This window comes from Sinomonas flava (assembly GCF_039531875.1).
In the GTDB taxonomy this organism is placed as follows: Bacteria; Actinomycetota; Actinomycetes; order Actinomycetales; family Micrococcaceae; genus Sinomonas; species Sinomonas flava.
In genome coordinates, this window is record NZ_BAAAQW010000004.1 from 155363 (window position 1) to 176690 (window position 21328).

Sequence of the window (21328 nt, forward strand, 5' to 3'; positions counted from 1 at the left end):
TACGAAGCCCCAATTTCGGCCGTCAGACGCGTCAAAACCGCATCCGCACCGGCCGGTAACAGAAATCCATGAGATATGGTGCCCCGCTCGGGCCGCTCAGGCCGCGTCAGCTGCTGGTGATCCCGAGGACGTTCCCGGCGGGGTCCGCGATCCACGCGATGCCGTGGCCAGTCTCCGGGTCCCGCAGGACGCCCCGGTCGTCGACGGGCATCTCGGGAGTGCTCGGGTACTTCTGCAGGGAGAGGCCCATCGACTCGACCTCGGCCAGCGCCGCGTCGAGGTCCGGGACGATGAGGTTCAGGACGGTGAAGGTGGCGGGCTGGTGGTCGGGTTTGGGGTAGAGGAAGATCCTCTGGCCCCCCGGCGCGGTGACATGCAGGCCGCCCATCTGGTCCCGGACGTCGAATCCGAGGGTCCCGCCGTAGAACTCGCGGGCCTTCTCGAGGTCATCGACGCTGAAGCTGGACATGGAGGACGCGATCTCGAACATCTCAGGCTCCTTGCTGCGGGGTTCCTCCCCCCGCCACGATCCCACCGCAGCGGCGGCGGCGCCAGTGGCCGCGCCCGCTAGCCCCAGACGACGTTCCACGTGCCGAGCACGACGGCGGCCCCCACGGCGAGCGCCGCGATCAGCACCCCCGCGGCGACCACCCATGCGTCGAGGCGGGAGAAACTGGACTCGCGGGCCCAGGTGCGAGGGGCCGGCCGTCCGTCCACCATTCCCCCGAAGCCGCGCGCCTCCATGGCGACGGCGAGCCGCGTGGCCCGGCGGATAGCCTGCACGAGCAGCGCGAACGCCTGCCCCAGGAAGGCGCGCGAGCGGGCCACATAGCTGTGCCCGGTGCCCACGCCGCGGGCCCGCCGGGCGAGGCCGAGCGTGCGCCATTCGTCCACGAGGAGCCCCACGAGGCGCATGCCCGCCAGAGCGCCGAGCACGAACCGGCTCGGCAGGCGCAGCTTCTGGGCCAGCCCGTCGGCGAGGTCGGTCGGATCCGTGGAGAACAGCAGGAAGACCCCGGGGAGGGCGATCGCGAGCCCGCGCAGGCCGATCGCGACGCCGGCGAGCACCGAATGCTCGGTCATCACCACCGGGCCGAGCTGGAGCCAGACCGGGCCGGTCTTCGCGGCCAGCAGCGCCGTGGAGTAGGCCGCGAGCGCCGCGGCGGCGGCCAGCGGCCACGTCCGCCGGGCCAGCGTCCACGGCCGCACCCCCAGCAGCGGCACGAGGGCGAGCTCGCACGCGAGCGCCACGGAGGCGGAGACCCAGTCGACGCTGAACAGGAGCGCCACCGTGATGCAGAGCCCGGCCGCGAGCTTCGCGACCGGGTTCGCCCGGGCCAGGACCGAATTGGGGGTCTCCGGGGTGAGGATGTCGGCGCTGCCGGCGCCCGGCGTGCCCGCGCTCATGCGGCGGCCTCCACGAGGGCCGCCCGGCCACTGTCCACGCGGTACACGGAGTCGGACAGGGCCGTGGTGAAGTCGTCGTCGTGCGTCACGGCCAGCAGGGCTGTGCCCCGGTCGAGCAGCTCCGCGAGCAGCTTCACGAGCTCGGCCCACGTGAGGGCGTCCTGGCCGAAGGTCGGCTCGTCCAGCATGAGGATGCGCGGGCTGGTGGCGAGCATGGTCGCCACGGAAAGACGCCTCTTCTCCCCGCCCGAGAGCGTGAACGGGTTCGCGCCGGCGAGTTTGGTCAGGCGGAGCCGCTCGAGGAGGGGGTCGACGGCGGCGCGCACCTCGGACTCGCCCATGCGGGCCACGCGGCGCGGGCCGAATTCGAGTTCGTCGATCACGCGTGGCGTGAGGAACTGGTGCTCGGGCTCCTGGAACACACTGCCGATCCGGGCCACGAGCTGGGCCGAGCGCCACTTGTAGGGGTTGGCCGAGGCGCCGGCGGCGAGCGGGGCGAGGGCGTCGACGCGCCCCCCGAGCGCCGGGAGCAGGCCGGCGAGGGTGAGCGCGAGCGTGGACTTCCCGGCCCCGTTCGGCCCTGTCACGCTCACGGCGTGCCCCGCGCGGAGCCTCAGGTCTACCCCGGTCACCGCCGGCGGGGCCTTCGGGGAGCGGCCCACGGCGAGCGCCTGGCCCGCGAGGAGCTCCTCACCTGCGCTATGGGCGCCGCTGCCGGGGCGGAGCGGACGTGCAGGCTCCTCCCCGGTGAGCGGGTGCCAGCCCGGCACCCACACGCCCGAGGCGGCCAGCCGGCGTCGCGCGCCCCGGTCGGCGAGCACGGCCTCCGGGGGCCCGTCGGCGAGGAGGCTCCCCGAGGAGGGCCCGTGGGGTGCGTCGAGCACCACGACCCGGTCCACGAGGTCCGCCCACACCGAGACGCGGTGCTCGACGACGACGAGCGTCGCCCCGGTGCGCTCGAGGCTGCGCCGCACGGCGTCACGGACCTCCTCGACGCCGGCAGGGTCGAGGTTGGCGGTCGGCTCGTCGAGCAGCACGAGGCCAGGCTCCATCGCGAGGATCCCCGCGAGGGCGAGCCGCTGTTTCTGCCCCCCGGAGAGGGACGACGTCGGGTGGTCGAGCGGGACGGCGAGGCCCACGTCGTCGAGGGCGCGGTGCACGCGGGGCCAGATCTGCTCGCGCGGCACGGCGAGGTTCTCGCAGCCGAACGCGACCTCATCCCCCACGCGGGCCATGGCGATCTGCCCCTCCGGGTCCTGCAGGACCAGGCCCGCGCGGCCGCGCGCGAGGGGCGCGGGCACGCCGTCGACCGTGAGCGAGCCGTGCTCCTCGCCCTCCTCCGCGGCGCCGAGCACTCCGGCGAGCGCGTGCAGGAGGGTGGACTTCCCGGCCCCGGACGCGCCCAGGAGCAGAACGCGCTCCCCCGGCGCGATGTCCAGGTCAAGGCCGCTCACCGCGAAGGCCTTGCGGCCGGCATGCCGCCAGCCCCAGCCGCGGGCCGTCACGCCGGCCGGACCGCGGCGGGCAACGCCCGAGGCCCCGGGCACGTCAGACGTCCGCGGTGCGGCCGGCCGCGAACGCGGACAACGCACCCGTCCTGGCGAGGCCCCGGACGGCGAGCCAGCTCAGCAGCCCGGCGATGACGGCGCCGGAGATGACAGCGAGCACCGTGTAGAGCGCCTGCCAGCCGAACTCCCACTCGGGGAAGTAGATGATGACCTCGGAGACGCCGAGCGCCAGGCCCGAGAGGGCGCCGGCGAGCAGCGCGACGCCGAGGTTCCAGCGGCGGTAGCGGAAGGCCGCGAAGGCCAGCTCCGCGCCCGCGCCCTGGACGAGGCCGGAGAGCAGCACGGCGAGGCCGAACTGGGATCCGAGGAGCGCCTCGACCACGGCCGCGAGGATCTCGCAGAAGAGGGCGGCGCCGGGCTTGCGGATGATGAGCCCGCCGAGCACGCCGGCGATGACCCAGCCGCCGGCGTAGAGGCCGCCCAGCGGCGCGAAGGCGGCCGTCGCCGCCTGCACGCCCACGTACCCCTGGTCCCACAGCCAGAAGATGACGCCGCACGCCACCGAGACGACCGCGGCGACGACGATGTCGACGACGCGCCAGCTGTACGAGTGCTTGGCCGGCGCCGCATTGATTGCAGACATTGCTGGTCCTCCTGTGACTCAGGAGGGGAAGGCAGCGGCTGCTGCCTTGAGATGCTCGACTCCCTTCGCCGGTACTAGCCGGAGCAGGTTCGAGGGTCTGCGGTATCCCGCACTCTCAGCGTCCTTCGCCTTGCCGCCCGGCCCTGTGCCGTGCGTCGGGGCGACGCTCCCCTGTCGTGTGTACGGTCCAGTCTACCCGCGGGGCGCTAGGCTGGCGGTCATGAGCATCCTCATCAAGCTCCTCGGCACGGCCATCAGCATCGGCGCCGGAATCCTGGCGACGAAGCTCGTCGACTTCGCCTGGCAGAAGAGCACCGGCCATGCCCCTCCGAAAGACGCGACGAACCTCGAGGAGAGCCTGAGGGACACGCTCGTGTTCGCGCTCGTCTCCGCGGGCGTCGGCGCGGTGATCCAGACGCTCGCCCAGCGCTACACGCAGCGGGCAATCGCCCGCTACAAGTCCACGCCCGAGGTCGTCTAGCCTTCAGGCGCGCGTCAGGCACGCGGGTGCGCGGCGCCGTCGTGCGCCTGGCCCGCGGCCCCGTCTTGACCGCCGCCGTGGGCGCCGTCGGGCCCGCCGCGCTCCACGCGGGCCACGACGTCCTCGAGCTCGTCGACGGACAGGCGGGCCTTGTCCAGGTGCTTGGTGCGGTAGCCGGAGCGCCCGAGCATGTGGGCCGAGACGGGCACGGTGAGCAGCTGGAAGATCCACGCGACCACGAGCACCGGCACGAGCGCCCACGTGCGCAGCTGGAGCCCGACGGCGGTGAGCAGCATGAGCGACCCGAGCACCTGCGGCTTCGTGGCCGCGTGCATGCGGGTCAGGAGGTCGGGGAAGCGCAGGATGCCGAACGCCGCCCCGAGCGAGAGCGCGGAGCCCACGACCATGAGCACGCCGGCGGCCCAGGTGAGGGCGGCGTCGAGTTCGGGGGTCATGGCCGCCTCCGGTCCTGGACGAAGCGCGCAACGGTCACGGAGCCGATGAAGCCGATCAGCGTGATGGCCACGATGAGCGCGAGGTGGTCGGTACGCCGGTTCGCCGCCATGTCGATGGCCAGGGCCGACGCCAGGACGACCAGCAGGACGTCCGCGGCGAGCACCCTGTCCAGGAGCGCCGGTCCCTTGATCATGCGGACGATGGCCCCGAACGCGGCCAGGGACAGCAGGACGGTGCAGACCACGAGGACCACGGGCATGACCGCGGAGGCGGCCCCGCTCATCGGATTCCTCCCTGACCGGGCTCTGCGGAGGCCATCCGCTCCAGGTGCTGTTCTTCCCGCAGCAGCTCCAGTTCCTCCTTGGTCCCCATGATCCGGATGAGCTCGGCTTCCGCAGCCAGGACGTCGCGGCGGACCCGCTCGGCGCCCGCGGCGTCCTCCACGTTGATGTAGTGGACGTAGAGGGTCGCGTTGGCGCGGTCGACGTCGACCACCAGGGAGCCCGGAACGAGCGAGATGACGTGCCCGGTCGCGGTGACCATCAGGTCGGCGTGGCTGCGCAGCGGCACGGCGACGACGGCGCTGCGCACGTTCGGCCCCTTGGTGACCGCGAGCCAGATCAGCTGAGCGCTCGCCACCATCACCTGCCACACGAACACGAAGGCATAGCGGAGCGCGTGCAGCACGTTGAACCGGCCGCTGAGCTCGACCGGGGGCAGGTAGAAGAGCCGAGTCACGACGAGCGCGATGAGCGCCCCGAACACGAGGTTGCCCGCCGAGAAGTCCTGCCACAGCCCGCCCCACACGACGACGAGCCAGGCGAGGAGCGGGAGCTCCTTCTTCAGCGAGATGCGGCTCCGGCTCACGGGGCGCCCCCCGTTCCGCCCGGGGCGGCTGCCTCGGCACCGGACTGCAGGTTCGCGGCGGCGCGCGCGGCGGCGTCGGGGCCCAGCACGGCGGTGATGTAGCCCGTGCGGTCGAGCATCTCCTGGGCCGACTGCTCGCTGAGCCGGAACAGCGGCCCCGCGAACACGGTCAAGGCCAGGCCCACGACGACGAGCCCCGCCGTCGCGCCGACCATCGACCGGGGCAGGGTGCGGGCCGCCGCGGGGGCGAGCAGCGCGGGGTCCGGGTTCTCGGCGTCCTCGGGCCGCCGCCAGAACACGCGGCTCCACACCCGGGCCATCGCGAGCAGCGTCAGCAGGCTCACGACGACGCCCGCGGCGACAAGGACGAGCGCGAGCGGCGTCCCGAGCTGCACTCCCGCCTGGAGGAGCCCGAGCTTGCCGAGGAAGCCGGACAGCGGCGGGATGCCGGAGAGGTTCATGGCGGGGAGGAAGTACAGCAGCGCCAGGAGGGGCGAGAGCTTCGCGAGGCCGGCCAGGCGGTCGGTGTTGGAGGACCCGCCGCGGCGCTCGATCAGGCCCGCGACGAGGAACAGCGACGTCTGGACGGTGATGTGGTGCGCCACGTAGTACACGGCCGCGGCGAGCCCGAGCACCGAGCTCAGCGCCACGCCGAAGACCATGTACCCGATGTGGCTCACGAGGGTGAAGGACAGGAGCCTCTTGATGTCCGTCTGGGCGAGGGCGCCCAGGATCCCCACGACCATGGTCGCGAGCGCAACGACCATGAGCGGGACGTTCAGGGTCTCCCCGGGGAACAGGAGCGTCTCGGTGCGCACGATCGCGTACACGCCCACCTTGGTCAGCAGGCCGGCGAACACGGCGGTGACCGGCGCGGGCGCGGTCGGGTAGGAGTCGGGGAGCCAGAAGGAGAGCGGGAACACGGCGGCCTTGATCCCGAACCCGACCAGGAGCATGGAGTGCAGGAGCGTCTGCATGCCAGGGTCGAGCTCGCCCAGCTTCACCGCGAGGTCGGCCATGTTCACCGTGCCCGTGGCCGAGTAGACCATGGCGATCGCGACGAGGAACAGCAGCGAGGACACCACGCTCACGACGACGTACGTCACCCCCGCGCGGATCCGCGGCCCGGTGCCGCCCATGGTCAGGAGCACGTAGCTCGCGGTCAGGAGGATCTCGAACCCGACGTACAGGTTGAACAGGTCCCCGGCGAGGAAGGCGTTCGAGACGCCCGCGACGAGGATCATGTAGCTCGGGTGGAACACCGAGATCGGCCCGTCCTTGTCCCCGTCGGCCATGCCCTGGCCCGTGGCGTAGACGAGGACGGCCAAGCTCACCGTGGTCGAGACCACGAGCATGAGCGAGGAGAACTGGTCCACGACCATCGTGATGCCGAACGGCGGCGCCCATCCCCCGATCATCACGGCGGCCGTGCCGCCCTCCCACACCGACACCAGGAGCAGCGCCTCGAGCGCGAGCGTCAGGCTCAGCACCGAGATCGTGACGATCCGCTGGGCGCGCTCGTGCCGCAGCAGGAGGAAGGCCAGAGCCGCCCCGAAGATCGGAAGGGCGACGGCGAGAGGCGCGAAGCTTGCGATGGTCACTCGCGCTCGCCCTCCTTGCGCATGGCCGAGTGGACCTGGGCGGGCTCGGTGTCGTCACCATGACGGCGGGGATCCGGCGTCGCGAGCGCCGCCTGGTCCGCGGCCGCGGCCTCCTCGGGGCTGACGAACTCGGACAGGTCCTCGGGGACGTCCGCGTCGTCCTCGGCGTCCCAGCTGGACTGCGCGGCCACGCGGCGGTCCTCGATGTCGTCGGGGACCACGTCGAGCCTGCCCAGCTGCCACGTGCGGTAGATGAGGGCGAGCATGAAGGCCGTCACCGCGAAGGAGATGACGATCGAGGTCAGGATGAGTGCCTGCGGGAGCGGGTCGTTGTACTCGGCCGGGTCGGTCCCCTTGGAGAAGAACGGCGCGAGCCCGGCACTGCCGCCGGAGGCGAGCAGGAGCACGTTCGCTCCATTGGTCAGGAGCATGAGGCCGAGGAGCACCCTGGTGAGGGAGCGCTCGAGGAGGAGGTAGATCCCGGTGGCGAAGAGCAGCCCGGCCAGGATCAGGAGGGTCAGGTTGGCCGTCATCGCTGGTCCGTTCCGTTCTGCTCGGCGCCTTCAGGTGCGCCCGAGCGGCCGGGCCCGAACGGGGCCGCCATGAGCGGCGCCTCGCGCTCGGCACGCTTCGCGGCGGCTTTGGACTCGCGGCGCTGGTCCTCGTCGATCTGCTCGTCCACGCGGGCGCCCAGCGACCGCAGGACGTCCACGACGAGGCCCACGACGACGAGGTAGACGCCGATGTCGAAGATCGTGGACGTCACGAACTTCACGTCCCCGAACACAGGGAGCCACAGCTCGACGATGGCGCTCTGGAAGACCTGGCCGCCGAAGGCCAGCGGCACGGCGCCGGCAAGCGCGGCGGTTGCGAGGCCCGTGCCCAGGATCGCGCCCGGGCTCGCCGAGGCGGCCTCGCGCAGCTCGAACCGACCGCCCGCGAGGTAGCGGATGGTGAGCGCGAGGCCCGCGAGCAGGCCGCCCGCGAAGCCGCCGCCCGGGAAGTTGTGGCCCGCGAACAGCAGGTACACGGACACGATGACCATGCTGTGGAACACGAGCCGGGTGACCACCTCGAAGATGATGGAGCGGCGCTCGGGCGCGAGCGTGCGCCCCGCCACGAGCCAGGCGTCCCGGGCCAGGGTCGCGAACGTGCGCGCGACGGAGAGCTCGGCGGCGTCGCGCGAGAGGGCCTCGACGCCGCGGACCCTGCCCACGCTGCCGGTCTCGACGGAGTCGACCGACCCGAGGTCGCGGTGCCGCAGGCGGACGAAGATGAGACTCGCGATGCCGGTTGCCGCGAGCGCGAGGACGGAGATCTCGCCGAACGTGTCCCACGCGCGGATGTCCACGAGCGTCACGTTGACGACATTCAGCCCGCCGCCACCCGAGTAGGCCAGCTCGGGGAATCCGAGCGAGACCGGCGTGGCCGTCCGCGCGGCCATGGCCGTGAGCCCCGCGAGGACCGCCGCGCTGCCGAACGCGAGGGCGACGACGATCCGCACCGCGCGGTAGCGCCCGCCCGTGCGGTCGCGCAGCTGCGGCGGGAGCCGACGCATGCCGAGGATGAACGCGACGAGCACGATCGTCTCGACGAGCATCTGGGTCAGTGCAAGGTCGGGGGCGCCCTGGAGCGCGAACAGCAGTGCGATCCCGTACCCGGTGATGGAGACCATGAGGACGGCGAGGAAGCGCTTGTTGGCCCGGACGGCCGCGAGCGCGCCCACCGCGACGGCGAGGGCGATCACAGGCTGGAGCGGGGCCTTCGGGTCCAGCAGGACCATCTGTCCCTCACCGGGCATCCTCACGGTGCCGCTGATCAGCACCGCGAACGGCACGGCTGCGGCGACCGTGAGGATGACGGCGAGGTAGAAGTACAGCGAACCGCGCTGTGTGCGGCCGGTCACCCAGATCGCGGCGTCGTCCAGGGCCCCGATAATGGAGCGGTAGGACCGCTCAGCGTCGACGGGCGGGCCGAGCAGCTCCTGCGCGCGGGCCACGGCCGACCGGGCGGCGAACAGGACTGCGCCCACAAGCCAGGACACCGCGGAGAGCGCGAGGGGAAGCCCGAGGCCGTGGAACACCGCGAGGTGCGGGACGGCACCCGCTGAAGCGCCGCCGTCGTGCGCGCCCGCGCCGAGGGCGACCTGCTCCGCGTACGGGCCCGCCCACGCGTCCACGGCCGCGGGCCACACGCCGTAGGCGAGCCCGGCGAGCGCGAGCACCGCCGGCGAGGCGACGAAGAGCGGGGTGATCGGCGTGAAGGGGATGTCCTCGACCCCGGGCTTGCGCGCGAAGGCCCCCCACACGAACCGCGCGCTGTAGGCGACCGTGAGCGCCGAGCCGGCCACGGCGCCCGCGAGCACGACGCCGGCCCACGCGCCTCCCACGGGGGCATGCGCGAACGCCTCGAGCACCGCCTCCTTGGCGACGAAGCCTCCGAACAGGGGAAGCCCAGCCATCGAGGCGGCGGCGAGGGCGGCCGTCCAGCCCAACGCGCGCGAGCGCCGGAAGACGCCGGAGAGGCGCCGGAGGTCGCGGGTCCCGGTCTGGTGGTCGATGATGCCGACCACGAGGAACAGGGCGGCCTTGAACAGGGCGTGCGCGACGACCATTGCGAGGCCCGCGAGCGCCGACTCGGGGGTGCCGAGGCCCACGACGGCCACAAGGAACCCGAGCTGGCTCACGGTGCCGAACGCGAGGATGAGCTTGATGTCAGTCTGGCGCAGGGCGCGGTAGCCGCCCAGGACCATCGTCGCGATGCCGAATCCGAGGACCACCGGGAGCCAGAAGTCCGTGCCGGCGAGCCCCGGCGCGAAGCGGGCCACGAGGTAGACGCCCGCCTTGACCATCGCCGCAGCGTGCAGGTACGCCGAGACGGGGGTCGGTGCCGCCATCGCGGCGGGCAGCCAGAAGTGGAACGGGATGAGCGCCGACTTGCTCAGGGCCCCCACGAGGGCCAGCAGCGCGCCGACCGCTACCGGGGCCGCCGTCGCGGGCTGGGCGGCGAGCTCCGGGGCGCGCTCGAGGATTGTGGAGATGCGGTACGTCCCGGCGCTCGCGCCCAGCAGGATGAAGCCGACGAGCATCGCGAGGCCGCCCGCCGTCGTGACGACGAGTGCCTGCAGGGCCGAGCGGCGCGCTGCGAGGCGGGTGCTCGCGTACCCGATGAGCAGGTACGAGAGGACCGTCGTCAGCTCCCAGAAGACGAAGAGGGCGATGAGGTCGTCCGCGGTGACGAGCCCGAACATCGCGCCCGCGAACGCGAGCATCTGGCCGCCGAAGCCGCCCAGACCGGCGTCCCCCGGCTTGAAGTAGCGGGAGCAGTAGAGGAGGACCAGCGCGCCGACTCCGAGGATGAGCAGGGACATCGTCCACGCGAGCGGATCCAGGCGGAGGGCTATCTCGACGCCGAGCTCCGGGATGAAAGGCCAGGTCTCGCTGATGCCGGAGGAGTAGGCCGCCGGGTACTGGAAGGCGAGCCACGCGAGCGACCCGGCGGGCACCGCGGCCAGTGCGAAGAAAGACCCACGGCCCCACCGCCGGAAGATCCACGGCGCGCCGATCGCCACCGCGAAGTGCAGGGCGAGGACTGGCAGCACGGGTCGACTCCGCTCATTAGAACTTCAGTTGTCTCAGCGTTGGGTGCGGCGGCACATCAGTTGGGGTCACATCAGTTGGGTTCAGTCCCAGCAGTCTATCAACCGCTAGAGTGCGGAGTATGACGTCCGGGGTCTCCGAACTCTCCCGCCATACCGCTCCCCTACGGCGGCGTCAGGTCGTGGCCTGGGCGGCCTGGGACTGGGGCTCGGCAGCCTTCAATGCGGTGATGACGACGTTCGTGTTCACCGTCTACCTGACCTCGAAGGCGTTCGGCGGCGAGGACCACGCCTCCTCGGTCCTGGGCGCGGCGCTCGGGATCGCCGGGCTCGCGATCGCGCTGCTCGCGCCGGTCACAGGGCAGAGGTCGGACTCGGGGGGCCGGCGCAGGCTCTGGCTCGGGGTCAACACCGGAGTCGTGGCCGTCCTCACCGGGGCCTGCTTCTTCGTCTACCCACGCCCGGAACTGCTCGTCCTCGGCGCGTCCTTCATTGCCGCGGGGCACGTGTTCAGCGAGTTCGCAGGGGTGAACTACAACGCGATGCTCGATCAGATCGCGACACCCAGGACCATCGGCAAGGTCTCCGGCTTCGGGTGGGCCGCCGGGTACCTCGGCGGCATCGTGGCCCTGCTGCTCGTGCTCGTCCTCTTCGTCCAGCCCGCGTTCGCCTGGTTCGGCGCCTCGACCGAGGAGTCCCTGAACATCCGCCTCGTCGCGGTGTTCTCGATGCTCTGGATCATCGTGTTCTCGCTGCCCGTGCTGTTCGCCGTGCCGGAGGTGCCGCGCCGCCGCCAGGCGCGGCTCGGGTTCTTCGCCTCCTACGCGCTCCTGTGGCGGCGCATCCGGGCCATATGGGCCACGAGCCCGCACACCATCTACTTCCTCCTCGCCTCCGCCGTGTTCCGGGACGGGCTCGCGGCGGTGTTCACCTTCGGCGGGGTCATCGCGGCCGGGACGTTCGGGTTCTCGCTGAGCCAGGTGATCTACTTCGCGATCTTCGGCAACGTGGTCGCGGCGGCGGGCGCCGTCCTGGGCGGGGTGCTCGACGACGTGGTCGGCCCCAAGCGCGTCATCGTGGGCTCGCTCGTGGGGCTGCTCGTCGCCTCCGGGGCCATCCTCGCCCTGGGGAACCAGACCCACTCCCTGGGAGGCATGGAGTGGACCGGGCCCCTGACGTTCTGGGTGTTCGGACTGCTCCTGTGCCTCTTCGTGGGACCGGCCCAGTCCTCGGCCCGCGCGTACCTGGCCCGGCTCGCGCCGGACGGCGAGGCCGGGGAGCTGTTCGGCCTCTATGCCACGACCGGCCGGGCCGTCAGCTTCCTTGCCCCCTCCCTCTTCAGCCTCAGCATCGCGGTCGCGGCGCCGCTCGTCGCCCCGGGGCAGGCGCAGCGCTGGGGGATCGTGGGGATCATGGCCGTGCTGCTTGCGGGCCTCCTGGTCCTGCTGCCCGTCAAGCCGCCCGCAAAGGTCGCGACGGCCGTCGTCCCCAACGCCTGATCCGTTTCGGGTACACCAAAGACCCCCACCCCCCATCTCGGGTACACCAAAAGTGCCCCACCGCCGCCTCGGGTACGCACGACGCCGCGTGGGTCAGCAGCGCGCGCCGCTCACCCGGCGTCGTGCGTACCCGAAACCGGCTGGGCTTGGATTTGGCGTACCCGAAATAGGTGTGGGGGCGGGAGGCGGCGGACCCGAATCGCGCAGCCCGGAGGCGCGGCCCAACAGACTAGAGTTGTCCCATGAACGTTGACGAGACCGACCTCCCGGGGTTCGGGGTCCGCAAGGACTTCATGACCCAGTCTGGTCGGCGGATCGGGGTCGTGACGCACCGCGACGGCGAGACCGAGCTCATCATCTCCGACTGGGACGACCCTGACACCTGCCAGGCCTCGATCCCCCTCACCGGCGACGAGGCGACGACGCTCGGCAACCTGCTCGGCGGCCAGCGCATCGTCATGCAGCTGACCGAGGAGCACCGCGAGGTGCCCGGCATCACGACCCGCCAGTTCCACATCTCCGCCGACTCGCCCTTCCGGGACCAGCCCATGGGCAAGGCCGCGATCCGCACCCGGACGAGCGTCTCGATCGTGGCGATCATGCGCGAAGGAGAGGTGCTCGCCTCGCCGGCGCCCGACGTCGTCCTTCGCACTGGCGACCTCATCGTGGCCGTGGGCACGCAGGAGGGACTTGACCAGACGGCCAAGATCCTCCGCAACGGCTGACTCGCGATGGACCGCCTCGCGCTGACCCTCATCGAGCTGGGGGCGGTGGTGTTCGCCCTCGGGCTCCTCGCCCGTCTGGCCGGGAGGATCGGCATGTCGCCGATCCCGCTCTACCTCGTGGGCGGCCTGCTGTTCGGCGCGGGCGGCGTGATCGACTTGGGCGGTGTGCGCGACTTCGCACACCTCGCCGGCGAGATCGGCGTCATCCTCCTCCTGCTCATGCTCGGGCTGGAATACACCGCGCAGGAGCTCGTCACCGGGCTGCGGCGGTCGTGGCAGGCGGGCGTCATGGACCTCGTCCTGAACTTCCTCCCCGGCATGGCCGTTGCCCTGCTGCTCGGCTGGGGCGGGGTCGGGGCGCTCGTCATGGGAGGCGTGACGTATATATCGTCGTCGGGAATCGTCGCGAAGGTCATCACGGACCTGGGCCGGCTCGGCAACCGCGAGACGCCCACCATCCTCGCGATCCTCGTGTTCGAGGACCTCGCGATGGCGGTCTACCTGCCGATCCTCACCGCCGTGCTCGCGGGGGTGAGCTTCCTCATGGGGCTGCAGACCATGGGGATCTCGCTCGTCGTCGTGACCCTCGTGCTGCTGATCGCGCTCCGGCACGGCCACCACGTCTCCAAGGCGGTGCACAGCGAGAACTCGGAGGTGTTCCTCCTGAATGTCCTCGGCCTCGCGCTCCTCGTGGCTGGAATCGCGTCGGCCCTGCAGGTCTCGGCGGCAGTGGGCGCGTTCATGCTCGGCATCGCGATCTCGGGCACGACGGCGCACACCGCTTCCCGCATCCTCGAGCCGCTGCGGGACCTCTTCGCCGCGATCTTCTTCGTGGCGTTCGGCCTCAACACGGACCCAGCCACGATCCCACCGGTCCTTGGCTGGGCCGTCCTCCTCGCGGTCGTGACCGCCGCGACGAAGGTCGCCACTGGCTGGTGGGCCGCAGCCCGCGCGGGGGTCGCCGTTCCCGGTCGAGCGCGTGCCGGCGCTGCCCTCATCGCCCGAGGCGAGTTCTCGATCGTCATCGCCGGCCTCGCCGTCACGTCCGGCGCGGTGAACGATGAGCTCGCTGCTCTGGCCACCGCCTACGTCCTCCTCATGGCCGTCGTGGGTCCGCTTGCGGCCCGGTTCGTCGAGCCGATCGTCAAGGCCCTCCGCGGGGCGCGGAGCCGCAAGCCCGCACAGGCCAAGGTCCGCTTCTGAGGCGAGCACGCGGCGTCGAGCTTAAACGGCCCGGCAACCCGGGCGAAACAGGCCTCAGCTTGGATGGGTGCCATGAGCACCTTCACGCACACTCCCCCGCCCTCGGAGCTGGCCTGCGAGGTCTGCGGCCGCTTCCCCGAGCCGACCAAGCTGCGGCTCACCCTCGCCAATGTCGCCGCGATGCTGCCGATCGAGCTCGCGGTGCACGCCGCGGTCGTGGGGACGGGGTGGCCGCTCCTGCTCAAGGTCGTGCTCCTCGCGGTCACCGCCACGGCGCTCGTCATCTGGGTTGCCGAGCCCGGCGCGCGACGGCTGTTCCGGTCCTGGCTGCATGCACCCGCGCTGCGGAGGCGGCGGCAGCTCGACGTCGCGGCCGCCCTGTGGCGCGCCCGCACCACCCTGCCCGACACCCCCGGTGCCCTCGAACACCTCACGCACGAGCTCGCCCGCCTCGGGGTGAACATCCTCGGGATCCAGGCGCAGCCGGTGCGCAGCGGCGTGGTGGACGAGCTGGTGCTCTCCGCTCCCGGCGGGCTCAGCGACCATGACCTCCTGTACGCGATCGCCGACGGCGGCGGGGCGGCCGCACGGGTGTGGCCCACGACGCCGCTCGCCCTCGCCGACGGGCCGACCCGCGCGCTGTCCCTCGCGGCGAGAGTCGCCGCGGCCCCGGCCGAGCTGCCGTACGCCGCGGCGGAGCTGCTGTCCGCGCGGCGTGTGCCGGCCGACCGGGCGGTGCCGGACGAGTGGCACGCCACGGGGACCGTTCTGAAGATCCCGACGCCGTGGGACGCGCCGCTCGTGCTGATCCGGCCCGGCATGCCGTTCACCCCGGCGGAGGCGGCGCGGGCGAGCCGCCTCGCGGAGCTCGCCGAGGTGGTCGAGCGCCAGCGGGCCACCTGAGCGCCGAAGTCACCCCCTCTGCCGCCGAAGTCACCCCGTCTGCCGCCGAAGTCACCCCGTGTGGCGCCGAAGTCACCCCGTGGCCATGCTCAGTCGCGCTGCGTCTGTCGGGCAACCGGCGTCCGGACACGAACCGTCTTCAGCCCGTCAGCGGACGATGACGACGTCCAGCGTCCTTGGTCCGTGGACCCCTTCGACCCGCTCGAGCTCGATGTCGCTGGTCGCCGATGGACCCGAGATGAACGTGAGCGGACGCGTGATGTCGAGGCGCGCAAAGCCCTCAGGCACAATGCCCACAATGGACTCCACCGGCACCACGCACACGTGGTGGTCCGGCACGAGCGAGATCGCCCGCCGCCCCTGGCTCGGGGAACCGTCCAGCACGATCGTCCCGGTCTCGGCGATGCTCACCGCGGAACTGGTCACCACGGCGTCGAGCTCGTCGAGACGCACGACGGCGAGCGGCGCCTCGCGCGAGTCGGTCACCCTCCGCGCGGCAAGGCCCGGGTGGAGCCAGTGGGCGGGAAGGCCGTCGGGTGCGACGAAGGTCTTGCCCTCGAGCCGTGCGCGGATGGCCTCGGCCAGGCCTTCCGCGGCGACAACCTCCACGCGGGCCTTATAGTCCTCAAGTCGGTCCACCAGCAGGGCGACGAGCTCGTCTTCGGTGAGGCCCGACGTCGTGCGGTACAACGGGGTGACTTCGGCCGCACCAGGGGTGACCTCGGCACCACCCGGGGTGACTTCGGCGCCAGCAGGGGTGACGTCGGCGCCACCCGGGGTGACCTCGGCGCCAGAGGGGGTGACCTCGGCGGGGGTGGGGGTGCTGCCGAGGGCCGCGTGGACCCTGGCCAGGACGTCGTCGCGGGCGCTCACTTCGCCTCCCCTTCCTCGGACGTGTTCGGCTTCTCCCGCTTGGCCCACTGGTGCCGGAACGACTCCGCGGGGGGCGCCGGGATGTCGCGGCTCTGGGTCCAGCCGGCGCCGAGGCCCGGGAGCTTCCCGATCACCCGGTCCCGCCCCGCCGCAAGCCGCCCCAGCGGGAGCCCGCGTTCGAGCAGGCCCATGCGCGCGCCGTCGGACATGGCCCAGGAGGCCCCCGCCATGGCGAGGTCGAACTGCGAGGGCAGGTGCCGCGCCCCCGGCTTCGAGCGCCGGGCCTCGACGTCCTCGCCGCGCAGGTGCACGAGGATCTCGGGGATGTTGATCTTCACCGGGCATGCGTCGAAGCAGGCCCCGCACAGCGAGGACGCGTACGGCAGCGACTTGTTCTCCTCCGCCTCGACTCCGGTGAGGAGCGGCGAGAGGATCGCGCCGATCGGCCCCGGGTAGGTGGAGCCGTAGGCGTGGCCACCGGTCCGCTCGTACACAGGGCACACGTTCATGCACGCCGAGCAGCGGATGCAGTGCAGGGCCGACCGGCCGTGCCTGTCCGCGAGTGCCCGGGTCCGCCCGTTGTCCAGCAGGACGACGTGGACGTCGGTGGGCCCGTCGCCCGGCGTCGCCCCGGTCCATAGGGACGTGTAGGGGTTCATCCGCTCCCCAGTCGAGGAACGCGGGAGCAGCTGCATGAACACTGCGAGGTCCTCGGCGCGCGGCAGGACCTTCTCGATGCCCATGACCGTGATGAGCGTCTCCGGAAGGGTCACGCACATGCGCCCGTTGCCCTCGGACTCGACGACGCCGAGCGTGCCTGTCTCGGCGATGCCGAAGTTCGCCCCCGAGATGGCGACCCGCGCGGAGAGGAACTTGGCCCGCAGGTGCGCGCGGGCGGCCATCGCCAGGCGGCGCGGCTCGTCGGTGAGGGCGGGGTCCACGTCCGGCATCTCGGCGAGGAAGATGTCGCGGATCTCGGTGCGGTTCTTGTGGATCGCGGGGACGAGGATGTGGGACGGCTTGTCGTGCCCGAGCTGGACGATCAGCTCGGCGAGGTCCGTCTCGTAGGCGGCGATGCCGCGCTCCTCGAGGTACTCGTTGAGCCCGATCTCCTGGGTGGCCATGGACTTGACCTTGACTACCTCGGTCGCGTTCCGCTCGCGGACGAGGCCCTCGACGATCCGGTTCGCCTCCGCTGCGTCGCGGGCCCAGTGCACCGTGCCGCCGCGGGCCGTGAACTGCTCCTCGAACTGCGCCAGCAGCTCCGGCAGGCGTTCCATGGCCTCGGCCTTGATCGCCGAACCGGCCTCGCGAAGCTCCTCCCAGTCCGGCAGTTCGGAGACGACGCGCAGGCGCTTGTCCCGGATCGTGTGGGTCGCGTGGCCGAGGTTGGCGCGCAGCTGGGCGTTGCCGAGCTCGCGGTGGGCGGCCTTGGGGAAGGATTCGAGGGCGGAGATGTTGCCGAAGCCGCGCGGCGGAACAGCCGGGATACCGAGGCCCACGGTCGTCATCGCGCACCCCCCTTCGCGCCAGCCGGCTGGCCGGCGAGCGCGAGCTCGCCATCGACCCTGAGCGGGTTCTCCCTCGTCGAGGCGAGCACCTCCGCGAGGTGCACGGTCCGCACGGGGCGGCCCTGCGCCGTCGTGCGCTTCTCGCGGGAGAGGCCGCCGCCGATGTGCATGAGGCAGGACGCGTCCCCGCCGGCGCACGCCTCGGCGCCGGTGCCGCAGATGTTGGCGACCTTGTCGGCGAGCATCGCCGAGGAGACGTCCGCGTTCTTCACCGAGAACGTGCCGCCGAAGCCGCAGCACTGCTCGGCCTCGGGGAGGTCGACGACGTCCAGCGCCTCGACGGTCGAGAGCAGGGCGCGCTGCCGGTCGCCGAGGCGAAGCAGCCGCATGCCGTGGCACGACGGGTGGTACGTGATGGTGCCCGGGAGGTAGGAGCCGAGCTGGGCGGCGGCGTCGGTGACGCCGAGGACGTCGGTGAGGAGCTGGGCGAGCTCGTAGGTGCGGGCACCGACAGCGTCGGCCCGCGCGGCGAGCGTGCTGTCGGCGCCCTTCACGCCGTGCTCGCTGCGCTCCTGTGCCCAACGCGCCACCATCGAATGCTGGTGCTTCACCGACGCGACGCAGGAGCCGGAGGGCGCGACGGCGACGTCGTACTCCCCCGCCTCGAAGCCGGACTCGAAGGTGCGGACGTGGTTCGCGACGACAGGGAGCGCCTCGGGAAAGTAGCCCGAGTTGACGTGCATCTGGCCGCAGCAGGCCTGTCCGGACGGGAACACGACATCGTGCCCCAGCCGCTCCAGGATCTCCACCGTGGCCTGCGCGACGCGGGGGTACATCGCGTCCACGATGCAGGTCGCGAAGAGCGCGATTCTCATGGTGTCCTCTCTCAGCCCGGGATGACCTCGGGCCATGTGGTCTGACCATACCATAGCGATGTGTGGGCAATCACACCACACCGCCCGGGCGGACGGTGTGGTGTGAGGGGCGCGTCAGGGGCGCGTCGCCGCCGCCAGCAGCTCGAGGATGTGGCGGTAGGGGCGCTCGGTGGCGCGGGTGAGCCCGATCTCGCACGTGCGGTTGCTCGAGGCGTACTCGGCGAAGCGGCCGCCGCGCGCCTGCTCGGCCTCCTCGATCCCGGCTGCCTCCGGCGCGGTGGCCGAGGCGGTCAGCTCGGGGTGCAGGAGCCCGCGGTCGCCCGCGAAGCCGCAGCATCCGGCCGCGAGCGGCGTGAAGACCTCGTCCGCGATGTGGGCGGCGATCGCGGCAAGCGACGGCGTGGTCCCGGCGATCGTGCCCGAGCAGGTCGGGTGCAGGGCCACCGAGGGGATGCGGGAGCGCACCTCGAGCCGGGACAGGAGGCCGGCGGCGAACTCGGTCGCGTCGACCACGCGCAGCGCGGCGGCCGCCGGCAGGGCCTCCGTAGCCGAGTGCAGCATGACCGCGAGCCCCTCCGCGCAGGAGGAGGCGTCGACGACGACGGGGAGCCGCCCGCCGTCGCTCGCCTCGACGAGGGCGGGCACGACGACCGAGCGCGTGTGCTCCCAGCCCGAGGTCATGCCCTTGGACTTCCACGGGGTGCCGCAGCACATCGAGCCGAGCCCCTCCGGGGTGCGCAGGCGGACGCCCGCGCGGTCGCACACGTCCAGGAACGCCCCCGACGCCCCGCCGGGGTGGCCGCCGTCCTCGGGGCCGAACATCGTGCCGATGCACGCGGCGAAGAGCACGGCCTCCGCGGCGTCGTCCTGCCGGCGGGGACGCGGGGAGCCGCCGCCCGGCAGGCCGCCGTCGTACATCGGGATCCCGTCGCCCAGGAGCTTCCGCGCCAGGCGCGTGGCACCCTCGATCGGCGCGGAGGGCAGGGCGGCGGCCGCGCTCAGCGCCGCCCCGCCCACGCGGGAGGCCGCGCCCCAGGCGTGCGCCGCGCCGTTCCAGGCGGCGGACTCGACGCGGCCGGCGGCGTCGGCGCGGAGCCGGCGCACGAGGTCGCCGGTGTTGATGCCCACGGGGCAGGCCGTGCCGCACATGCCGTCGACGGCACAGGTCGAGACGCCGTCGTAGTCGTAGCCGTCCATGATGGCCTGCGCGAGCTCCTCGCGGCCCTCCGCGCGGGCCTGCTCGGCGTCGCGGCGGAGGGTGATCCGCTGGCGCGGGGTCAGGGTCAGGGAGCGGGACGGGCAGACCGGCTCGCAGTACCCGCACTCGACGCAGCGGTCCACCTCATCCTCGACGGTCGGGGTGACCTTGAGGTCGGCCAGGTACGAGCGGGGGTCGTCGGAGAGGACGGAGCCGGGGTTGAGGATGCCGCGCGGGTCGGCGAGCCGCTTGACCTCCTTCATGACCTCGTAGAGCTCGTCGCCGAATTGGCGGCGCACGTAGGGCGCCATGATGCGGCCGGTGCCGTGCTCGGCCTTGAGCGTGCCGCCCGCACCGAGCACGAGGTTGACCATCTCCTCGGTGAAGTCCTCGTACCGGCGCGTATCCGGCGTGGAGAAGTCCTCGTTGATCATGAAGTGGAGGTTGCCGTCCTTGGCGTGGCCGAAGATGACGGGGTCCGTGTAGCCGTGCTCAGCCAGGAGCGCGGCGAGGTCATGGGATGTCTGGGCGAGGGCCGGCACGGGCACAGCGATGTCCTCGAGCAGCTGGCTCGTGCCGGACGGGCGCGCGCTCGCGACGGTCGAGTACAGGCCCTTGCGCACCTTCCAGAGCGCCGCCCGCTCCGCGGCGTCCCGGGTCATCGCCACGGGCAGGGCGAGGCCGAGCCCCGCGAAGAGCGCGTCCGCGGAGGCGGCGCGGTCGGCGAGCTCCTCGGCGCTGCCGGCCGTGAACTCGACGAGCAGGGCGGCCGGGTCGGCGAGGTCCAGGGCGCGGATCTGCTCGGGGCAGTCGGGCAGGCGCGCGGAGACGCGCAGGGACACCGCATCCATGAGCTCGGCCGTGTCCGCGCCCGCGGCCACGAGCTCGGGGACCGCGGCGGCGGCCGCGCGCACCCCCGGGAAGACCAGCAGGCCCGCTGCGACGTGCGGCTTGACCTCCACCGTGTCGAACACCGCCTCCGCGACGAACGCGAGCGTCCCCTCGGACCCGACGATGAGGTGGACGAAGATGTCCAGCGGGTCCTCGAAGTCCAGGAACGCGTTGAGGCCGTACCCCATGGTGTTCTTCATCGAGAACTGGTGCCGGATCCGCGCCACGGAGTCTGGGGAGGCGAGGATCCGGCGCCGCAGCCGGGCAAGCCCCTCGTGCAGGTCGGGCTCGCGTGCGGCGAAGACGGACGACGCCGCGGGGTCGCCCGAGTCGATGACCGTCCCCGAGGGCAGGACGAACCTCAGGGACGCGAGGGTCCGGTAGGTGTTGGCCTCGGTGCCACAGTGCATGCCCGAGGAGTTGTTCGCCACGACGCCGCCCACCGTGCAGGCGATCTCGCTGGCTGGGTCCGGCCCGAGCGCGCGGCGGTGGCGGGCCAGGCGGGCATTGACGGCGCGCACCGTCGCGCCGGGCTGCACGCGCACACGATTCCCTCCATCGAGCACCTCGATGCGGCCGAAGTTGCGGCGGGTGTCCGCCAGGACGCCGGCGGTGATCGCCTGGCCCGAGAGGCTCGTGCCGCCGGACCGGAACGTCACCGGGGTATCGTGGCGTGCGGCGGCCGCGAGCAGGCGCGCCACGTCCTGGTCCGTGCGGGGGGCTGCGACGACGCTGGGCACGAGCAGGTAGTGCGAGGCGTCGTGCGCCTTGGCGTGGAGGTCCAGGGGCCGGGTCGTCACGGCATCGGCTCCGAGCGCGGCGGCGAGGTCGTCGGCGAGCAGGTTCCGAGGTGCGGCCGCGGGGGAGGCGGCCGCGAGCCGCGAGCCAGCGAGGCGGGCGCTCGTCGTCGTGCGCATGGTCATGGAGGTCCTCCCGGACGGGCGGCGGGGATGTGGTCAGACCATGCAACCACACCTGTGCCTCTTGTCACAAGGACGGGAATGTGTGCTAGGTTACGTGGTCGGACCACGAAGGTCCGACCACATCGGCGCCAACGTCGCCGTCGCCCCGGTTACCACTCCGCAGGAG

19 protein-coding genes and 1 riboswitch are annotated in these 21328 nt (G+C 72.3%); of the genes, 5 read left to right on the top strand and 14 right to left on the bottom strand.

The window, feature by feature from the left end; all coding sequences use genetic code 11:
- Window positions 1-106: 106 nt before the first annotated feature.
- The 4 genes from ABD298_RS08325 to ABD298_RS08340 form a co-directional block, all read right to left on the bottom strand.
- Window positions 107-490: a VOC family protein gene (locus ABD298_RS08325; RefSeq protein ID WP_344299220.1), complete on the bottom strand. Its 384-nt coding sequence runs from the start codon at window positions 488-490 to the stop codon at window positions 107-109.
- A 77-nt stretch (window positions 491-567) separates the two neighbouring features.
- Entirely contained in the window at window positions 568-1407 is an 840-nt protein-coding gene (locus ABD298_RS08330; RefSeq protein ID WP_344299221.1) for an energy-coupling factor transporter transmembrane component T family protein, read from the bottom strand.
- Window positions 1404-2954 carry an ABC transporter ATP-binding protein gene (locus ABD298_RS08335; RefSeq protein ID WP_344299222.1) on the bottom strand — a complete coding sequence of 517 codons (1551 nt, stop codon included), beginning with the start codon at window positions 2952-2954 and terminating at the stop codon, window positions 1404-1406. The genes ABD298_RS08330 and ABD298_RS08335 overlap by 4 nt, the downstream gene beginning before the upstream one ends.
- A 1-nt stretch (window position 2955) precedes the next feature.
- A complete protein-coding gene (locus ABD298_RS08340) occupies window positions 2956-3558 on the bottom strand; it encodes an ECF transporter S component (RefSeq protein ID WP_344299223.1) in 603 nt (200 codons plus the stop codon).
- 43 nt (window positions 3559-3601) lie between these two features.
- A riboswitch (TPP riboswitch) is annotated at window positions 3602-3741 on the bottom strand.
- A 37-nt stretch (window positions 3742-3778) separates the two neighbouring features.
- Between ABD298_RS08340 and ABD298_RS08345 the strand changes: the two genes are divergently transcribed.
- On the top strand, window positions 3779-4039 hold the full coding sequence (locus ABD298_RS08345) for a DUF4235 domain-containing protein (protein ID WP_208710504.1): 261 nt from the start codon (window positions 3779-3781) through the stop codon (window positions 4037-4039).
- 14 nt (window positions 4040-4053) lie between these two features.
- Here the strand turns inward: ABD298_RS08345 and mnhG are convergent, their stop codons facing one another.
- Genes mnhG through ABD298_RS08375 form a run of 6 tightly spaced genes read right to left on the bottom strand, consistent with a single transcriptional unit; the run spans window position 4054 to window position 10564 of the window.
- A complete protein-coding gene (mnhG, locus tag ABD298_RS08350; protein WP_344299224.1) occupies window positions 4054-4494 on the bottom strand; it encodes a monovalent cation/H(+) antiporter subunit G in 441 nt (146 codons plus the stop codon).
- The gene (locus ABD298_RS08355) at window positions 4491-4778 is read right to left on the bottom strand and encodes an MrpF/PhaF family protein (RefSeq protein WP_344299225.1); all 288 of its coding nucleotides are present in this window, start codon (window positions 4776-4778) and stop codon (window positions 4491-4493) included. Before ABD298_RS08355 ends, mnhG begins: the two co-directional genes overlap by 4 nt.
- Entirely contained in the window at window positions 4775-5362 is a 588-nt protein-coding gene (locus ABD298_RS08360) for a Na+/H+ antiporter subunit E (protein ID WP_344299226.1), read from the bottom strand. The genes ABD298_RS08355 and ABD298_RS08360 overlap by 4 nt, the downstream gene beginning before the upstream one ends.
- Entirely contained in the window at window positions 5359-6963 is a 1605-nt protein-coding gene (locus ABD298_RS08365) for a Na+/H+ antiporter subunit D (RefSeq protein WP_344299228.1), read from the bottom strand. Before ABD298_RS08365 ends, ABD298_RS08360 begins: the two co-directional genes overlap by 4 nt.
- Window positions 6960-7496, bottom strand: coding sequence for a Na(+)/H(+) antiporter subunit C (locus ABD298_RS08370; RefSeq protein ID WP_344299229.1), 537 nt, complete (start codon window positions 7494-7496; stop codon window positions 6960-6962). The genes ABD298_RS08365 and ABD298_RS08370 overlap by 4 nt, the downstream gene beginning before the upstream one ends.
- Window positions 7493-10564, bottom strand: a complete 3072-nt coding sequence (locus ABD298_RS08375; RefSeq protein WP_344299230.1) for a Na+/H+ antiporter subunit A — start codon at window positions 10562-10564, stop codon at window positions 7493-7495. Before ABD298_RS08375 ends, ABD298_RS08370 begins: the two co-directional genes overlap by 4 nt.
- A gap of 119 nt (window positions 10565-10683) precedes the next feature.
- On the opposite strand from ABD298_RS08375, the gene ABD298_RS08380 reads away from it, so the two are divergent.
- The 4 genes from ABD298_RS08380 (at window position 10684) to ABD298_RS08395 (ending at window position 14891) form a co-directional block, all read left to right on the top strand.
- On the top strand, window positions 10684-12060 hold the full coding sequence (locus ABD298_RS08380) for an MFS transporter (protein ID WP_344299231.1): 1377 nt from the start codon (window positions 10684-10686) through the stop codon (window positions 12058-12060).
- A 242-nt stretch (window positions 12061-12302) separates the two neighbouring features.
- Window positions 12303-12785, top strand: coding sequence for a cation:proton antiporter regulatory subunit (locus ABD298_RS08385; RefSeq protein WP_208710511.1), 483 nt, complete (start codon window positions 12303-12305; stop codon window positions 12783-12785).
- Between the two features lie 6 nt (window positions 12786-12791).
- Window positions 12792-13988 carry a cation:proton antiporter gene (locus ABD298_RS08390; protein ID WP_344299232.1) on the top strand — a complete coding sequence of 399 codons (1197 nt, stop codon included), beginning with the start codon at window positions 12792-12794 and terminating at the stop codon, window positions 13986-13988.
- 72 nt (window positions 13989-14060) lie between these two features.
- Entirely contained in the window at window positions 14061-14891 is an 831-nt protein-coding gene (locus ABD298_RS08395) for an ACT domain-containing protein (protein WP_344299233.1), read from the top strand.
- A gap of 147 nt (window positions 14892-15038) precedes the next feature.
- Here ABD298_RS08395 and ABD298_RS08400 read toward each other — a convergent pair whose 3' ends face one another.
- The 4 genes from ABD298_RS08400 to ABD298_RS08415 all read right to left on the bottom strand — a co-directional run bounded on the left by ABD298_RS08400 (window position 15039) and on the right by ABD298_RS08415 (window position 21156).
- Window positions 15039-15764 carry a LutC/YkgG family protein gene (locus ABD298_RS08400; protein ID WP_344299234.1) on the bottom strand — a complete coding sequence of 242 codons (726 nt, stop codon included), beginning with the start codon at window positions 15762-15764 and terminating at the stop codon, window positions 15039-15041.
- Window positions 15761-17275 (bottom strand): LutB/LldF family L-lactate oxidation iron-sulfur protein, encoded by a 1515-nt coding sequence (locus tag ABD298_RS08405; protein WP_344299235.1) that lies wholly within the window; start codon window positions 17273-17275, stop codon window positions 15761-15763. The genes ABD298_RS08400 and ABD298_RS08405 overlap by 4 nt, the downstream gene beginning before the upstream one ends.
- Window positions 17272-18150 carry a (Fe-S)-binding protein gene (locus ABD298_RS08410; protein ID WP_344299236.1) on the bottom strand — a complete coding sequence of 293 codons (879 nt, stop codon included), beginning with the start codon at window positions 18148-18150 and terminating at the stop codon, window positions 17272-17274. The genes ABD298_RS08405 and ABD298_RS08410 overlap by 4 nt, the downstream gene beginning before the upstream one ends.
- Window positions 18151-18264: 114 nt before the next feature.
- On the bottom strand, window positions 18265-21156 hold the full coding sequence (locus tag ABD298_RS08415; RefSeq protein WP_425564357.1) for an FAD-binding and (Fe-S)-binding domain-containing protein: 2892 nt from the start codon (window positions 21154-21156) through the stop codon (window positions 18265-18267).
- Between the last annotated feature and the right edge of the window lie 172 nt (window positions 21157-21328).

Bases quoted from the DNA above. Each gene is read 5' to 3' on its own strand.
- ABD298_RS08410 (WP_344299236.1), bottom strand. From the start codon at position 18,150: ATGAGAATCGCGCTCTTCGCGACCTGCATCGTGGACGCGATGTACCCC.
- ABD298_RS08390 (WP_344299232.1), top strand. From the start codon at position 12,792: ATGGACCGCCTCGCGCTGACCCTCATCGAGCTGGGGGCGGTGGTGTTC.
- ABD298_RS08415 (WP_425564357.1), bottom strand. From the start codon at position 21,156: ATGCGCACGACGACGAGCGCCCGCCTCGCTGGCTCGCGGCTCGCGGCC.
- ABD298_RS08385 (WP_208710511.1), top strand. From the start codon at position 12,303: ATGAACGTTGACGAGACCGACCTCCCGGGGTTCGGGGTCCGCAAGGAC.
- mnhG (WP_344299224.1), bottom strand. From the start codon at position 4,494: ATGACCCCCGAACTCGACGCCGCCCTCACCTGGGCCGCCGGCGTGCTC.
- ABD298_RS08395 (WP_344299233.1), top strand. From the start codon at position 14,061: ATGAGCACCTTCACGCACACTCCCCCGCCCTCGGAGCTGGCCTGCGAG.
- ABD298_RS08330 (WP_344299221.1), bottom strand. From the start codon at position 1,407: ATGAGCGCGGGCACGCCGGGCGCCGGCAGCGCCGACATCCTCACCCCG.
- ABD298_RS08355 (WP_344299225.1), bottom strand. From the start codon at position 4,778: ATGAGCGGGGCCGCCTCCGCGGTCATGCCCGTGGTCCTCGTGGTCTGC.
- ABD298_RS08325 (WP_344299220.1), bottom strand. From the start codon at position 490: ATGTTCGAGATCGCGTCCTCCATGTCCAGCTTCAGCGTCGATGACCTC.
- ABD298_RS08340 (WP_344299223.1), bottom strand. From the start codon at position 3,558: ATGTCTGCAATCAATGCGGCGCCGGCCAAGCACTCGTACAGCTGGCGC.
- ABD298_RS08345 (WP_208710504.1), top strand. From the start codon at position 3,779: ATGAGCATCCTCATCAAGCTCCTCGGCACGGCCATCAGCATCGGCGCC.
- ABD298_RS08380 (WP_344299231.1), top strand. From the start codon at position 10,684: ATGACGTCCGGGGTCTCCGAACTCTCCCGCCATACCGCTCCCCTACGG.
- ABD298_RS08405 (WP_344299235.1), bottom strand. From the start codon at position 17,275: ATGACGACCGTGGGCCTCGGTATCCCGGCTGTTCCGCCGCGCGGCTTC.
- ABD298_RS08370 (WP_344299229.1), bottom strand. From the start codon at position 7,496: ATGACGGCCAACCTGACCCTCCTGATCCTGGCCGGGCTGCTCTTCGCC.